The 14,627-nt window shown below is 46.0% G+C and carries 17 protein-coding genes; 15 read left to right on the top strand and 2 right to left on the bottom strand.

Annotation, left to right across the window (positions count from 1 at the left end):
• Window positions 1–136: 136 nt before the first annotated feature.
• The gene (locus ACXHJ2_RS15715; protein WP_013370097.1) at window positions 137–496 is read right to left on the bottom strand and encodes a phage holin family protein; all 360 of its coding nucleotides are present in this window, start codon (window positions 494–496) and stop codon (window positions 137–139) included.
• A 153-nt stretch (window positions 497–649) separates the two neighbouring features.
• Between ACXHJ2_RS15715 and ACXHJ2_RS15710 the strand changes: the two genes are divergently transcribed.
• The 4 genes from ACXHJ2_RS15710 to ACXHJ2_RS15695 all read left to right on the top strand — a co-directional run bounded on the left by ACXHJ2_RS15710 (window position 650) and on the right by ACXHJ2_RS15695 (window position 5,617).
• Complete coding sequence (locus ACXHJ2_RS15710) at window positions 650–3,019, top strand: endonuclease MutS2 (protein ID WP_165081445.1); 2,370 nt, start codon at window positions 650–652, stop codon at window positions 3,017–3,019.
• 52 nt (window positions 3,020–3,071) lie between these two features.
• Window positions 3,072–3,485: a DUF350 domain-containing protein gene (locus ACXHJ2_RS15705; RefSeq protein WP_165081558.1), complete on the top strand. Its 414-nt coding sequence runs from the start codon at window positions 3,072–3,074 to the stop codon at window positions 3,483–3,485.
• A 54-nt stretch (window positions 3,486–3,539) separates the two neighbouring features.
• The gene (locus tag ACXHJ2_RS15700) at window positions 3,540–4,247 is read left to right on the top strand and encodes a hypothetical protein (protein ID WP_137078144.1); all 708 of its coding nucleotides are present in this window, start codon (window positions 3,540–3,542) and stop codon (window positions 4,245–4,247) included.
• Between the two features lie 116 nt (window positions 4,248–4,363).
• A complete protein-coding gene (locus ACXHJ2_RS15695) occupies window positions 4,364–5,617 on the top strand; it encodes an MFS transporter (RefSeq protein WP_165081447.1) in 1,254 nt (417 codons plus the stop codon).
• Between the two features lie 68 nt (window positions 5,618–5,685).
• Here ACXHJ2_RS15695 and ACXHJ2_RS15690 read toward each other — a convergent pair whose 3' ends face one another.
• Window positions 5,686–6,924: an NAD(P)/FAD-dependent oxidoreductase gene (locus ACXHJ2_RS15690; protein ID WP_165081449.1), complete on the bottom strand. Its 1,239-nt coding sequence runs from the start codon at window positions 6,922–6,924 to the stop codon at window positions 5,686–5,688.
• Between the two features lie 114 nt (window positions 6,925–7,038).
• On the opposite strand from ACXHJ2_RS15690, the gene ACXHJ2_RS15685 reads away from it, so the two are divergent.
• From ACXHJ2_RS15685 to ACXHJ2_RS15635, 11 genes are all read left to right on the top strand, one after another.
• A complete protein-coding gene (locus tag ACXHJ2_RS15685; protein WP_013370103.1) occupies window positions 7,039–7,275 on the top strand; it encodes a hypothetical protein in 237 nt (78 codons plus the stop codon).
• Window positions 7,276–7,307: 32 nt separating this feature from the next.
• Window positions 7,308–7,694, top strand: coding sequence for a spore coat protein (locus ACXHJ2_RS15680; protein WP_025676375.1), 387 nt, complete (start codon window positions 7,308–7,310; stop codon window positions 7,692–7,694).
• A gap of 143 nt (window positions 7,695–7,837) precedes the next feature.
• Entirely contained in the window at window positions 7,838–8,338 is a 501-nt protein-coding gene (locus ACXHJ2_RS15675; protein WP_013370105.1) for an Lrp/AsnC family transcriptional regulator, read from the top strand.
• A gap of 12 nt (window positions 8,339–8,350) precedes the next feature.
• A complete protein-coding gene (locus ACXHJ2_RS15670) occupies window positions 8,351–9,562 on the top strand; it encodes an aminotransferase class I/II-fold pyridoxal phosphate-dependent enzyme (protein WP_081317831.1) in 1,212 nt (403 codons plus the stop codon).
• Between the two features lie 115 nt (window positions 9,563–9,677).
• Window positions 9,678–9,884: an aspartyl-phosphate phosphatase Spo0E family protein gene (locus tag ACXHJ2_RS15665; protein WP_013370107.1), complete on the top strand. Its 207-nt coding sequence runs from the start codon at window positions 9,678–9,680 to the stop codon at window positions 9,882–9,884.
• Window positions 9,885–9,984: 100 nt separating this feature from the next.
• The gene (locus ACXHJ2_RS15660; RefSeq protein ID WP_058829253.1) at window positions 9,985–10,554 is read left to right on the top strand and encodes a hypothetical protein; all 570 of its coding nucleotides are present in this window, start codon (window positions 9,985–9,987) and stop codon (window positions 10,552–10,554) included.
• 18 nt (window positions 10,555–10,572) lie between these two features.
• Entirely contained in the window at window positions 10,573–11,136 is a 564-nt protein-coding gene (locus ACXHJ2_RS15655; RefSeq protein WP_013370109.1) for a cob(I)yrinic acid a,c-diamide adenosyltransferase, read from the top strand.
• Window positions 11,137–11,157: 21 nt separating this feature from the next.
• Window positions 11,158–12,117: an RluA family pseudouridine synthase gene (locus ACXHJ2_RS15650; RefSeq protein WP_165081560.1), complete on the top strand. Its 960-nt coding sequence runs from the start codon at window positions 11,158–11,160 to the stop codon at window positions 12,115–12,117.
• Between the two features lie 44 nt (window positions 12,118–12,161).
• Window positions 12,162–12,527, top strand: a complete 366-nt coding sequence (locus tag ACXHJ2_RS15645) for an arsenate reductase family protein (RefSeq protein WP_013370111.1) — start codon at window positions 12,162–12,164, stop codon at window positions 12,525–12,527.
• Between the two features lie 72 nt (window positions 12,528–12,599).
• On the top strand, window positions 12,600–13,496 hold the full coding sequence (locus ACXHJ2_RS15640; protein WP_013370112.1) for a 5'-3' exonuclease: 897 nt from the start codon (window positions 12,600–12,602) through the stop codon (window positions 13,494–13,496).
• Window positions 13,497–13,715: 219 nt separating this feature from the next.
• On the top strand, window positions 13,716–14,594 hold the full coding sequence (locus ACXHJ2_RS15635; RefSeq protein WP_172800007.1) for an ROK family protein: 879 nt from the start codon (window positions 13,716–13,718) through the stop codon (window positions 14,592–14,594).
• The last annotated feature ends 33 nt before the right edge of the window (window positions 14,595–14,627 follow it).

The raw sequence follows: 14,627 nt of genomic DNA, 5'->3' as shown, positions 1-14,627 counted from the left end.
ATTGTAAGGCAATCCCCGGCTGCTCATGGCCGGGGATTGTTTGTTTATGGATCGCTAAGAAGTGTAAGTGACAAAAAGCTGTCCTTTGGCAGACGAATCTGCTTCGGGACAGCTATGCTGGAAGTGTCCGCTGAAATTATTTCCCTTCCTTACGCCCGGCTTCAAATGGTGTCGATACCGGAATGAACAAATCGATAATCCCGATAACCAATGCAGCGAGCAATGCGCCCAAAATAGAAACACTAACATTGGCCACGACATATTGAGCGACCCAGATAACCAGAGCGCTCACTAGAAAACCGACAATACCGCGTCCAAATGGAGAAACGCGTCGACCAAACACTGCCTCAACGATGTAGCCAATCAAGGCAATGACAATGGCAAGGATCAGCGCGCTCCAAAAGCCGCCTACACTAAATCCGGGAACGATCCAGCTTACGACCATCAAAACCAGAGCGGCAACGATGAAACGTACAATGTGCCCAAGAATGCTCACGGAATAACCTCCTTTGTTTTTTTGAATTAACAGGGTTAGACAAAGGTTAGTGTGTGGCATGAAGAGCTTTCTTATGTGTAAAGCATAGTTGGCAAATAGCGTAAGTTTGCTGCTTTCGGTATAATATAGATATAAGTGAAAGGAGCAGTGAAGTTGGACTCTAAAATTTTCAAAACCCTTGAATATCAAAAAATTCTAAATAAACTAAGTCACTATGCCCAAACGGCAACGGGACAACAGACAGCCCTTCGATTACAGCCCAGCGATGATTTGGAGCATATCAAGAAATTGCTGAAAGGTACGGACGAGGCCTATGCTGCTGATCGACTAAAAGGAGTGCCTTCATTTAACGGAGTAGTGGATATCACTCCGGCGGTGAAGCGTGCCCGTATTGGAGGAACGTTAAGTCCGCAGGAGTTGCTTGGTATTCGGACAACGGTTCAAGCTGCACGCCGTATACAGGTATATGTCACAAGTTTGCATGAGGAAAATCCTGTTGAAACTTTGCTGTATTGGAGTGAGCAGCTTTCGGAACAAAGAAGTTTGGAAAACTCCATTAAAGGCTGTATTGACGAAAATGCAGAAGTGCTGGATTCGGCCAGTACAGAGCTTTCACAAATTCGTCGGGAGCTGCGCTCCGGTGAAGTGCGTATTCGTGAGAAGCTGGATTCCATGATTCGCTCCTCAACTGTGTCCAAAATGCTTCAGGATCAGTTGATTACGATTCGTGGAGATCGGTTTGTCATCCCGGTCAAGGCCGAATACCGTTCTTATTTTGGCGGAATTGTGCATGATCAATCCGGGTCTGGCGCAACATTGTTTATCGAGCCTGAATCCATCGTGGCCATGAACAACAAGCTGAGGGAAACCAGGCTGAGAGAAGAGCGTGAAATTGAAGTCATTTTACAAAAGCTGACCGCACTTGTCGCAGAACAAGCGGATATGTTGCTGTATGATGTGGATATTTTGGGCAATCTTGATTTTATTTTTGCGAAAGCGCGTCTCGCTCGTGAAATGAAGGCAACGCTGCCCTTAATGAATGATCGTGGGTACTTGAAGCTGAAAAAGGGTAGACATCCTCTAATTCCGTTGGAACAGGTCGTTCCCATAGATGTGGAACTGGGTAATTCGTACACCTCCATTATCGTTACCGGACCGAACACAGGGGGGAAAACTGTTACCCTGAAAACGATAGGTCTGCTAAGTTTGATGGCGATGTCTGGACTGTTTGTGCCTGTTGAGGATGAAAGCCAGCTATGCGTATTTGATGCAATCTATGCCGATATTGGTGACGAGCAGAGCATTGAACAGAACTTGAGTACATTTTCCAGTCACATGACCAATATTATTAGCATCTTGAAAAATATGACACCCAAAAGTCTTGTATTGCTTGACGAGGTGGGGGCAGGAACAGATCCGGCAGAAGGTTCGGCTCTGGCTGTGTCTATTTTGGAGCATATACATGCTCTGGGTTGCCGTATGGTGGCGACGACTCACTATAGTGAATTGAAGGCGTATGCCTATGAACGCAAAGGAATTATTAATGCAAGTATGGAGTTTGATGTCGCTACATTAAGCCCGACTTACCGTCTTCTGGTTGGTGTACCTGGGCGAAGTAACGCTTTTGCCATTGCCGAGCGATTGGGATTACCAGGGCGGATATTAGATTATGCCCGTGGCGAGGTAACGGAAGAAGATCAGCGCGTCGAGCACATGATTGCATCACTGGAGCAGAACCGTTTGACCGCTGAGCAAGAACGGGAAAAAGCAGAGCAGCTGCGTAAGGAAATGGAAGCATTGCGTACCCGTCATCAGACCGAGCTGGATAAGCTGGAGTCACAACGGGACCGTATGTTGGAAAAGGCCGAAGACGAAGCAAGAGTTCTCGTGGATAAGGCTCGTAGTGAAGCAGAAAAAATTATTACTGATTTGCGCAGATTGGCTCAGGAAGAGGGAGCCTCGGTTAAGGAGCACAAGCTGATTGCAGCTCGTAAAGAACTGGATGAAGCTGAACCGAAGCAACGCAAGAAAAGTACAGCCAAACGTTCAATCACTACGCGTACTCGTTCCATCATGGCTGGCGATGAAGTATCCGTTCACAGTCTGAATAAAAAAGGCCATGTGGTTGAACTGACTGGCAGCAAGGAAGCTATCGTTCAACTGGGCATCATGAAAATGAAGGTCAGTCTCGATGATCTGGAGCTGCTGCAACCTGCCCAAACGACGGCTTCAAGGGTCCAAAAGCCAGTGACTGGCGTTAAGCGAACACGGGATGATAATGTGCGAAGTGAACTTGACCTTCGTGGGGCAAACGTGGAGGAAGCGCTGATGGAAGTGGACCGCTTCATGGATGAAGCGTTTTTGGCCAATCTGGGTCAGGTATACATTATTCACGGCAAAGGTACGGGGGTCTTGAGAACCGGTATTCAGGAGTACCTGCGCAAGCATAAGCATGTGAAAAGCTACCGTATCGGTAACTACAATGAAGGCGGCACGGGTGTAACGGTTGCTGAATTGGAATAGATATGGATTGCTGACCGAGAACGCTTGGTAGAACGGGAGGGACGAGGTGAAGATGGCGATTGATGAATTGCTATCACATCCGTTGGGGATGATGCTGGGTTATTTCTCCGTGGCGGTGCTGGAGTTAATTGTATTTTTGTCCTGCTTTGAGCTGGTAACCCGTTATAAATGCTGGGAAGAGATCAAGCGAGGCAATGTTTCGGTAGCCATGGCAACGGGTGGGAAAATGTTCGGTATTTGCAACGTGCTCCGCTTTGCGATGGAGGTAAAATCCAGCGTGTATGATACGATGATCTGGTCATTCGTTGGTTTTTTACTGCTACTTGCGGCATACTTCCTTTTTGAATTTCTGACACCGGTATTTTCTATCGATCAAGAGATTAAAGAGGATAACCGTGCGGTCGGTTTGTTCTCTATGATTATTTCAATATCGTTATCTTATGTGATTGGTGCGAGTGTAACTTGACACATCCTGTATACTAGAGCTTGGTATACGCTTTGGAACGGAAGGATGATAAGCTTGGAAATGACTATTTGTCCATGGTGTAACATGGAAATTATTTGGGATGAAGAATTAGGGCCTGAAGAAGAGTGTCCTTATTGCCATAATGATCTGAAAGGATATTCAGACATAACAGATGATGAAGAGGAGTCTGAGTCTGTTTCTCCATCTGTTCACAGACATACGGATGGGCATGAAGATGCGACACATGATCATGCGGTTTCTGTAACCCCGGCGCTCCATGCTCATGAAAAAGAAGACCTAAAGGGTTATCGTACATTGAGTATTCAGCTTGGCGATGATGACGAGCAGGATATTTTATACGAGGCAGAGGATGAAGTCGTATCTGAAAAGCCAGCTGATGCACCGTTATTGCAGGATAATGAGCTTCATAAGCTGCCTGTGCTGCATACTTTACAAAAATTCGAAGAAAGCGGTGCGGATCTTATGGCTTATGAACAAGGGGCTGAACAATTACTCGACAGGCAAGATGAGGTTCTTGAATGTTCCCAATGCGGAGAGTACATGCTGCATGCGGGTTCGCAAACCGTAACCAGAGAAGGCTTCGAACCATCGATATCTCCAGTGCTCGGCAAGCCTGTTCTGGATTTGCCGTTCGTCTTGAATGTTTATGTGTGTCCTAGCTGCTTCCATGTTCAGCAGACTTTGTCAGAGAATGACCGACTGCGAATGCTGGAGAAGCTCAGCGGTATTTCCAATAATTAAATAGCGATTCCCCGGATAGGTCCAAGCTCAATACGGGCATCTTAAATCAAAGAAATCTTTGAACAAGCTGACTCGTAATAAGCTGATTGGTGATTTTTCCGTTAGGGGGAACTGCATTGAAATCAAACCTGAACGGACAATCCATTCTGCTATTAAGCTTGAATGGATTGTTTGTGTTTGCAGCAGCATTGTCCGGCACATTTCTTAATGTGTATTTGTGGAAAAGCAGGCAGGATTACGCGATGATCGGATGGTTTAATGTCAGTCAACAAATTGCGTTGGGAATTATGGTCTGGGTAGCTGGAAAGTGGGTCAAGGAACATAACAAAATGAATGCCCTGCGCGTGGGAACCGCATTGTCCGGTCTATTCTATCTAATCGTGTTGTATACGGGACCGCAGGCTGTAAACTACATATGGCCGCTCGGAATGTTGTTGGGTGCAGCGTTAGGTTTATTTTGGCTGGCGTTTAATGTCATTTTTTTCGAAGTCACGGATCAGGCAAGTCGCGATCATTTTAACGGATGGGTGGGCCTGCTGGGCTCATTTTCCGGTATAGTGGGTCCTTGGCTCTCTGGTTGGATTATTGCGCGTATGGAGGATGACGCGGGTTATCGCGTGATATTCAGTATTTCCTTGGCCTTTTATGTCGTAGGAGTGGTGCTAAGTTTCTTTCTTCGCAAGCGTAAACCGACAGGAAATTACAATTGGAAAGAGCCTAAGCAGCGATTGTCACAAAAAGGAAGTATGTGGCGTCCGTTGTCGTTATCGCTTGTTACGCAGGGCATTCGCGAAGGGGTGTTTGCTTTCCTGATTACGCTGCTTGTGTATGTAGTTACTCAACAGGAATGGAAGCTAGCACAGTTTTCACTTATTACATCGGGGGTTTCATTTTTCAGCTTTTGGGCTGTCGGAAAATGGCTCAAGCCACACTATCGCTCGGCTGGTATGTTGTTGGGTGCCGTGTTGTTGGTGATCGCGCTTTTACCGCTATTGTGGCGTATGGAGTATAGCACGCTGCTGATTATGGGGATTGGCACCGCTTTATTCATGCCCTTGTATTTAATTCCTATGATCTCTGCGAGCTTTGATCTAATGGGTACGAGTGAAGGAGACGCTAATCAGAGAGTGGAACTGGTGGTGTTGCGCGAACTATGCTTAATGATAGGTCGGTTGACGGGAACATTGATTTTCTTGGGTGTCCTAAGTATAAGCAAGGCCCCTGAGGCGATGATCTGGTTGTTGATTGGACTTGCATTGATGCCAGTGATTGGATGGATTTTCATGCGAAGTGTACTCAAAATGGAACAAAAAACGAAGCAAAGCAAGTCCGATTCCCATGCACGACGCTTGCACAAGCAAACCGAATAATTGAAAATTCCATACAAATGACCTCCAAATCCATTTATATAGGAAAAGGAGGTTTTGTTATATCCCAATTAAATCATCGGTTCCGTTGTTTCGGGCGAGGGTTTGGTAGAACGAGTCAGAGAATAAAGCTCCATTTCAGGTCGGTGTATGCCCGTCAGTTCATCAGCCAATAGCTGTGCTGCCATCATACTCGTGACTGCTCCATTCCCTCCGTAACCCTCCAAAAAGTAGCAATTTGGAAAACGCGGATGTGGACCAATATACGGCAAGCCGTCATGAGAGGAACCAAATACAGCTGCCCAAGCATAGTCGATTTGAAATGGGACACCGGGAAAAAATTCCTTTAGCGATTGTAGCAGCTTTTGCTGTTGATGTAAGAGCCTGATTTCACGCTGGCTGGCATCCAATATAGGTTCATCCAAACCACCAATAATGATCCGTCCCTCCGGTGTGGAGCGCATATATAGATAAGGACGAGCAGTTTCCCAGATCAGACACTGCTCATGCCATAAGGGAGCATCTTCGATTGGATTGGTGACGATAGCATAAGAGCTCTCTAGAACGGCCCCGCGATCGGCTTTAATCTCTTGTGTTTCATAACCTGTTGCAAAAACAACTTTTTTTGCTCGGATCATTCCACCGCTGGTATGACAAACGACCTCATTATCGTTGAAATCAAAATGCTTGGCTTCCGTATGCTCATATAAGCGAACACCAAGACGGTTGGCAGATTGCAGCAGCCCCTGGGCAAAACAAAATGGGTTCACTTCAGCATCTTCATGTGTGTACAACGCCGCTGGTTTTCGAAAAGGAAATCGGGCAGCAACTTGTTGCTCATCCCAGAACTCCACTGGAAATCCAAATCGGGTTAGCTGTTCGTACTCTTCCTGAAGCATCAGTACATCCTCCCACGTACTTGCATAGTACAGGCTGCTGCGCCGAATAAAGGTAGGGTCTGTATCCAGTGTGGTGGACAGCTTTTCTAACTGATCCAGAGCATCTTTGCACATGCGGTAAAACAGTACGCCGTTCGTTTCACCAAACGTGTGGATGCAAGAGGTTAAGGTCTTGTCATTGCTATATTGCAGCAGTCCTGTATTGGCCAAAGAGCTTCCGTGTACCAGCTTGCGCTTGTCAATAACCACGGTGTCTATCTGTTGTTCTCCCAATAACCTGGAGCAAATGGATCCGCTCATCCCTCCCCCGATAATCAATACATCACAATTTAAATCCTCTGCCAAAGGCGGAAAATCAAGCGTCTGCTCCAAGGTATTAGGCCAATATGTTTTCCCGATTATCAACTCCATATAAAATAGCACTCCTCATAGGTAATATGTAGTATCTCTTATGCGTACATAGTATTTCGCCAAAGGGACAAGATAACCAGCGTGCAACAAAACATTTAAGGAGGCACAGAGATTATGCAATCTACGAACATGCAACCCTTGTCAGGCAAAGAGCTGGAGTACATCGTGGACTCCATTTCCAATGAAGAACTACTACTCAAACAATGTGCGGCCACAGCGGCGTCTATTCAGCATCCAGCCATCCAACAAGCCTGTTTGCAACTGGCAAGAACTCATGAGCACCACTTGAATCTGCTTTCTAATGCTCTTCAACAGCATCAGCAGCTTGCTCCAATGCAGCCGCAGCAGTAATTTGGACTAACTAATAAAGGAGGTTTGACAGAATGTATTCACAAAACAATATGTCATTTATGCCCGAAGAGGATTTGCTCTATACCATTCTTGCTGATATGAAACGTACAGTGCGCGAGTACACAACAGCGACGACAGAATCCAATTGCCCGTCTGTGCGTCAGATGTTCACCGACCTTACGAATGATACATTGCGTCTGCAAGGTGATTTGTATCATCTAATGAGCCAGAATAATATGTACACCGCTCCGACTAAAGCGCTGCGCATCGATTTGGATAAACAGATTCAAGAAGCTCGCAAGACCCAACAGGAATGCCAACAGTTCATTCAGCAGAAGTCGTCATCCGCGGGAGTATATGGTCAACCTATGCATCAGCAAGGCCAATCTACTCATCAAAGCAACCCTTATTATATGTAAACGGGATTTTCCGTTTTTGAAGCAATTTCCCATAACAGCCGTCCGTCTGCCGGGTTTACCGGGGCGGACGGTTTTTCTTTGCAGGTTTAAAGTGCGTATTGTATGATGTATAGTAATCTCTTTCGATGGAGGCCTTATGTAGAATGACAGAGCTGAATGAATTAAAACTAAAAGTGCTGGAATTGTTAAAAGAAGATGCAAGAAGAACACCGACTCTATTGGCTACTATGCTGGGGGTAGACGAGCAAGACGTACGCACCTCAATTAAAGAGCTTGAAGACCAACATGTGATCGTCAAATACGCCGCTGTAGTCAATTGGGACAAAGTCGACGACGAAAAGGTTACCGCTTTGATCGAAGTGCAGATTACACCTGAGCGTGGAAGAGGATTTGAAGGGATTGCAGAACGGATTTATTTGTATCCGCAAGTTAAATCTGTTTATCTCATGTCCGGAGCATATGACTTGCTGGTAGAGGTGGAAGGCCGAAATCTCCGTGAGGTCGCTAATTTTGTGTCGGAGAAGCTATCCCCTATTGATTCGGTTTTGTCTACCAAGACTAATTTTACGCTTAAAAAATACAAGCAGGACGGAATTATCTTTGAGGACCATCAGGAAGATAATCGTCTGATGATTTCGCCGTAAAGGAAGATCATGATGAATTTCAAAACAGAAGCATTCACCGACAGTAACAAGGCCATGAGTTCTTATTTATCCCCATTGGTACGCGAGATTCCATCATCGGGTATCCGTAAGTTTTTTGACCTGGTGGGTGGTAACAAGGACATTATTACCCTGGGGGTAGGCGAACCGGATTTTACAACCCCTTGGCATATGCGGGAAGCCTGTGTCTATTCATTGGAGCGAGGCTTCACCAGCTATACGTCTAATGCGGGAACGCCAGAACTGCGTGAAGCGATTAGTGAGTATCTGAATGAGCAATTTGACGTCCGCTATGATCCTAAAAATGAGATTATCGTAACAGTTGGAGGTAGCGAGGCAATTGATCTTGCGTTGCGCGCCTTAATTGTACCTGGTGATGAAATTCTGGTGCCTGAGCCGTGCTACATTTCCTATTCTCCAATCACTTCGATTGGAGGCGGGATTCCGGTCGGTATTGAAACGTTTGCCAAGGATGAGTTTAAGCTGACGGCTGAGGCGCTGGAGGCAAAAATTACACCAAAATCCAAGGTGTTGATTTTATGCTATCCGAGCAACCCGACCGGGGCTACGATGACTTATGAAGATTGGCTTCCGATTGCGGAAATCGTGGAAAAGCATGATTTGATCGTCATCTCTGATGAAATCTATGCCGAATTGAATTATGGCGACAAGCATGTCAGCTTTGCTTCGGTACCGGGTATGATGGATCGTACGATTCTCGTTAGTGGTTTTTCCAAAGCCTTCGCCATGACTGGCTGGCGTATTGGATATACTTGCGGGCATCCTGATTTGATTGCTGCTATGCTCAAAATCCATCAGTACACTGTTATGTGTGCGCCTTCTATGGGCCAAGTTGCAGCACTGGAAGGCTTGCGAAATGGTATGGGTGAGAAAGATCGAATGGTAGAAGCCTATAATCAGCGTCGTCGTCTGATGGTTGAGGGATTCCGCGACATTGGTCTGGAATGCCACGAGCCAAGAGGGGCTTTTTACGTTTTCCCGAGTATTCAAAGCACAGGACTCAGCTCGGATGAATTTGCGCAGCGCCTATTGGCAGAGGCCAAAGTTGCAGCTGTACCGGGCAATGTGTTTGGTTTGGGAGGCGAAGGCTATCTTCGGTGCTCATATGCGACTTCTGTCACTCAGCTGACGGAAGCTCTGGATCGGATTGGTCATTTTGTTGAAAAAGTTAAAAAAGAAGGTTAAAATTATTTTTTTTATGGGTAATTCATAGAAAATAGTCTTTTATTTCTAAATTTCTATGCTATAATTTGAAATCGGAAGCAGGAAGTTCAATTTTTCAATTACAGGAGGAGTGCTCATGTCATATGTTGGATATAAGTCGCCGAGTTCAATAGGATACGACATTTCCCTGGAAGATGAAATTTTGTTCCTGCGCAATGAGATGATGCGGACGTTTCAGGAAGAGCAGTCCTTCACCTCTGATCTTGTCATCGAGATCAGCTGCAAGCTTGATTTGAAAATCAATGAATACATGAAGCTGTACGGTATGGAATGCAGAGTGTAACTGTGTGAAGTCACCGTAGCTACGAAGAAGGCCGCAAGGCCTTCTTTTTTTGCATTCACAACTTATGATATATTAGTGGCATGGAAGAGGGGGCGTACATATGAGAGCAGGGCTAAAAAGGATATCGCCATGGATTATCGGGATCATAGCACTTATACTATTGGCTGGATGTGGGGGACGGGACAAGGACAGCTTTTCCATATTTATTATGGATAAAGGGGATGCTTCAGTTATTCGTGACGAACTGGCACAAAAGCTTAAGGATAAGCTGGGCGAACAGGCTCCGACGATCGAGATATCAGTCAGCCCACTGTACAACCAGCAGAAACTGGTCGTAGAATATGCGGCCGGAGAGCATGATTTGTTTCTTTTGCCGGAAGAGGATATGAAGTTGTATGGACAGAATGGTTCGAATCTACCGTTAGATGATGCCTTTGACAAAAAGACGTATGCGCGGGGTGTATTCGAGGGCGGCGTATTTAAGAAAAAGGAGCAAGAGGAAGAAGGAACGGATGTAATCAAGGAAACCCATTTATTCGGAATTCCGGTGGAGCAGATGAAGATGTTTAAGGACCTAAAATATAACTCAAACACATTATTTGCTACTGTACCGCCACGCACTAGCAATAAGGAAGAAGCCATCAAGGTACTGAAAGCACTCACAGAATGATAAAGGGGATGGAATGATATGGGTATTTATACCAGAACAGGCGATGAAGGACAAACTTCTGTGATCGGCGGCCGAGTGTCCAAAGATGACGACCGTGTGGAGGCGTACGGTACCATTGACGAGCTGAACAGCTTTGTAGGACAAGCAATCAGCTTTGCCGAAGGGGAGAAGTTTGCGGACATTCGAACTCAATTGGAAGAAATACAGCAGGAGCTGTTCGATTGTGGTTCGGATTTGGCGTTTGTTAAAATTAATGAAAGTAAATATAAGGTAAAAGACGAGCTGGCAGAGCGGCTGGAAGGCTGGATTGATGCATGCCAGGAGGAAAATCCAAAGGTGGAGCGCTTTATTATCCCGGGAGGAAGCACATTATCTTCGACGCTTCATGTTTGCCGCACGGTTTGCCGACGCGCGGAACGCCGTGCGGTTACACTAGGTAAGCACACAGATATCAATCCCGCGGTACGTCGGTATTTGAACCGCCTGTCCGATTACTTCTTTGTTGTGGCTCGCACAGCGAATGTGCGTCAGGGTGTGCCCGATGTCGAATATGTGCGCAGCAAAAAGGTGTTCCGCAAATAAGGAGGCAATCGGGAATTTGTGATGAGCTTGTACTATGAACCTATCGTATATATGATCCCTCCTGAGGAGGAGGGCATGTTGTTGAAGACCATTCTCCAAAAACGTATGAACATTTCTCGTAAGCTCATATCCAAACTCAAGCTGACCGAACAGGGGATCATGCTGAACGGGATACGTGTGTATATCAGCGTAAAGGTAAAGTCCGGGGATCGAGTAGAGATTCGCATGGAACGCGAGCGTTCCGACGATATTTTACCCGAACCCATTCCTTTTGAGATTTTGTTTGAGGATGAACATCTGTTAGTAGTGAACAAGGCGGCGGGCATGATTGTCCACCCGACTCATGGTCACTACACAGGGACGCTGGCTAACGGGGTTGTGCATTATTGGCAGACCAAGGGGGAGCTGTTTCGGTTTCGTCCTGTTCATCGTCTTGATCAGGAGACGACGGGCGTGCTAGTTGTAGCTAAAAATCCGTATGTCCATCAGCATATTTCCGAACAGATGATTGCGGGAACGGTGGACAAACGCTATACAGCCTTGGTGCATGGGCGCCCTGAGCAGCAGGAAGGCAGGGTGGACGGACCGATTGACCGCAACCCGGATAATCCGCATTTGCGCATGGTGACCCCGGATGGTTATCCTGCTCTTACGCTATATAAGCTAGAGGAAGTGTGGAGCGGAGGAAGCCGCATCGGTCTAAAGTTGGAATCCGGACGTACGCACCAAATTCGGGTGCACATGACATATATCGGTTGCCCGTTGATCGGAGATAAAATGTACCGGATTACACCTAATGACGCTGTGCAGCGTGAGCGATATGATCAGCTTGATGCGAGGATGCCTCGACAAGCCCTGCATGCTTCGGAATTGTCCTTGGTACATCCTGTGACCGGGGAGCGGATGACGTTTTACGCTCCTCTGCCGGACGATATGATCGGAATGCAAGAGCTGTTAAGAGCTCAATATCATCCAGAATAAAATATTCAATAATAGATTGAAACTAAATGGAGGTTAATCTAGCGATGAGCCAACTGAAAGTATATCAATATTCTAAATGCAGCACCTGTCGTAATGCAGTGAAATGGCTGCAAAACAAGGGGCATGAGACGGAACTGATTCCTATATTTGAACAACCGCCCGGCCCGGAGGAACTGGAAGACTTGATTAATAAAAGCGGGCTGGAGTTGAAAAAGTTTTTCAATACAAGTGGTGAAGTATACAAAGAGTTAAAGCTGAAAGATAAGCTTGGAAGCATGAGCCGTGAAGAGCAAATTTCACTTTTGTCCTCGAATGGAAGATTAATCAAACGTCCAATTGTAACTGACGGGAGTAAAGTAACGGTAGGATTCAAAGAGGAAACATTTGAGGGGACATGGGGAGCTCAGTAACGCCCAATTTACCACCATGATATGTTATACTGTGTGGGTTAAATAATATGATGAATGGGAGCAATACAATCTGTGACACAACGCAATGAACAATCCGTAATGCTGGTTGACGGCATGGCCCTGCTTTTTCGTGCTTATTATGCAACCGCTGCAAACGGTTATATCCGTCGTACAAAAGCTGGAGTACCAACGAACGCCATATATGGTTTTATTCGATATTTTTGGGATGCAGTCCAAACCTTTAATCCTACACACGTCATTTGCTGCTGGGATATGGGCGGAACGACATTCCGTGGGGAACATTTTGCTGCGTATAAGGGAAACCGAGCCGACGCGCCAGATGATTTGATTCCTCAATTTACTTTGATCCGTGAAGTGACGGACAGCCTCGGCATTCCCAACATTGGGGCGGAAGGCTTTGAAGCGGATGATTGCATCGGTACGCTCGCACGCCATTATTCGCAAAATGAGGACATGGATGTCATGATTCTATCGGGAGATCATGATTTACTTCAATTGGTAGATGAGCGGACACAAGTCATTATTATGAAAAAAGGACATGGCAATTACATGGTATATACCCCGGAGACGCTGTTGTCTGAAAAAGGGCTTAAGCCGCGCCAAGTGGTGGACCTCAAAGGTCTGATGGGTGATGCAAGTGACAATTACCCGGGAGTACGCGGAATTGGTGAAAAAACGGCCCTCAAGCTGGTGCAGGAATACGACTCCATTGAAGGCATTCTGGAAAATCTAGATCAATTGACACCGTCGGTCCGTAAAAAGATCGAGAGTGATTTGGATATGCTGCATCTTTCACGCAAACTTGCTAAAATTCACTGTGATGTGCCTGTTGCATGTGCTTTAGACAGCTGTCTGTTGACACTGGATCACGTGCAAATTGTCGACAAATTTGAGCAACTTGAAATGAAAAGCTTGTGTACGTTGATGGGTGTCGCAACCGGATCATAATGAAGAGCTGTTAGGCTGGGGATGTACATTTCAGATAGACTAAGTTATATAGGGATGCTGACGCTTGGTGCGTGAGTGTCCTTATTTATATGCCATTATGCCAGCGAAGATATATAGCCATGTGAAGGATTTTATACAATTGTGATAAGGGGATTGACCTTAGGCTCGTTTCAGGTGAATATAGTGAAGAGAGATCATGGAGAGGGGATTACAACAGCTATGACAGTATTGGGAGCAATTGAGGCAGGCGGCACCAAATTCGTATGTGGAATCGGAAATGAACGTGGGGAGGTCTTGGAAAGAGCAAGCTTTCCAACAACAACTCCAGCAGAAACCATGGAGAATGTCATCGCATTTTTTGAAGGCAAAGGGATTGAAGCGCTGGGTGTAGGCTCATTCGGACCAATTGATCCTATCGAAGGCAGTGATACATATGGTTATATTACAACAACGCCAAAGCCGCATTGGGGAAATTATAATCTGATTGGCAAACTGAAGGAGCATTTCGATGTACCTATGGGGTTTGACACGGATGTAAATGGAGCAGCACTGGGTGAATCCATTTGGGGTGCGGCTAAAGGATTGGACAACTGTCTGTATATTACAATAGGTACAGGCATCGGAGCGGGTGCTTTGGTTGGCGGAAAGCTGGTACATGGATTGTCCCACCCGGAAATGGGACACATTCTGGTACGTCGTCATCCAGAGGATAACTATGAGGGCACATGTCCATATCATGGAGATTGTCTGGAAGGACTGGCAGCCGGTCCGGCGCTCGAAAAAAGATGGAAGGTTAAAGGACACGAGCTTTCTGTGGATCACCCTGCCTGGGAAATGGAGGCGCATTATCTGGCACAGGCTCTAATGAGCTATATTTTAATCCTCTCACCGCAAAAAATTATTATGGGCGGCGGAGTAATGAAGCAGGATCAGCTGTTCCCGCTCATTCGTACCAAGCTTCAACAACTTTTAAACGGGTATGTACAGCATTCAAGTCTGACTACAGAAATTGAGCAATATATCGTATCTCCAGGATTGGGTGACAATGCTGGATTGTGCGGAGCTCTGGCTTTGGCCAAGGAAAAGCTGAATTCTTAGAATTTATGGTTGACGGTACTCCAAGGTCCGGTT

The sequence above is a fragment of the Paenibacillus sp. ALE3 genome (assembly GCF_054113405.1).
The sequence above is the reverse complement of the archived record's forward strand: the minus strand, read 5'-3'. Positions and strand labels throughout refer to the sequence as shown.

Excerpts from the sequence above, each read along its gene's own strand:
- ACXHJ2_RS15665 (WP_013370107.1), top strand. The coding sequence starts at position 9,678 with ATGTCATATGTTGGATATAAGTCGCCGAGTTCAATAGGATACGACATT.
- ACXHJ2_RS15705 (WP_165081558.1), top strand. The coding sequence starts at position 3,072 with ATGGCGATTGATGAATTGCTATCACATCCGTTGGGGATGATGCTGGGT.
- ACXHJ2_RS15660 (WP_058829253.1), top strand. The coding sequence starts at position 9,985 with ATGAGAGCAGGGCTAAAAAGGATATCGCCATGGATTATCGGGATCATA.
- ACXHJ2_RS15635 (WP_172800007.1), top strand. The coding sequence starts at position 13,716 with ATGACAGTATTGGGAGCAATTGAGGCAGGCGGCACCAAATTCGTATGT.
- ACXHJ2_RS15690 (WP_165081449.1), bottom strand. The coding sequence starts at position 6,924 with ATGGAGTTGATAATCGGGAAAACATATTGGCCTAATACCTTGGAGCAG.
- ACXHJ2_RS15645 (WP_013370111.1), top strand. The coding sequence starts at position 12,162 with ATGAGCCAACTGAAAGTATATCAATATTCTAAATGCAGCACCTGTCGT.
- ACXHJ2_RS15670 (WP_081317831.1), top strand. The coding sequence starts at position 8,351 with ATGAATTTCAAAACAGAAGCATTCACCGACAGTAACAAGGCCATGAGT.
- ACXHJ2_RS15650 (WP_165081560.1), top strand. The coding sequence starts at position 11,158 with ATGAGCTTGTACTATGAACCTATCGTATATATGATCCCTCCTGAGGAG.
- ACXHJ2_RS15655 (WP_013370109.1), top strand. The coding sequence starts at position 10,573 with ATGGGTATTTATACCAGAACAGGCGATGAAGGACAAACTTCTGTGATC.
- ACXHJ2_RS15685 (WP_013370103.1), top strand. The coding sequence starts at position 7,039 with ATGCAATCTACGAACATGCAACCCTTGTCAGGCAAAGAGCTGGAGTAC.
- ACXHJ2_RS15680 (WP_025676375.1), top strand. The coding sequence starts at position 7,308 with ATGTATTCACAAAACAATATGTCATTTATGCCCGAAGAGGATTTGCTC.
- ACXHJ2_RS15675 (WP_013370105.1), top strand. The coding sequence starts at position 7,838 with ATGACAGAGCTGAATGAATTAAAACTAAAAGTGCTGGAATTGTTAAAA.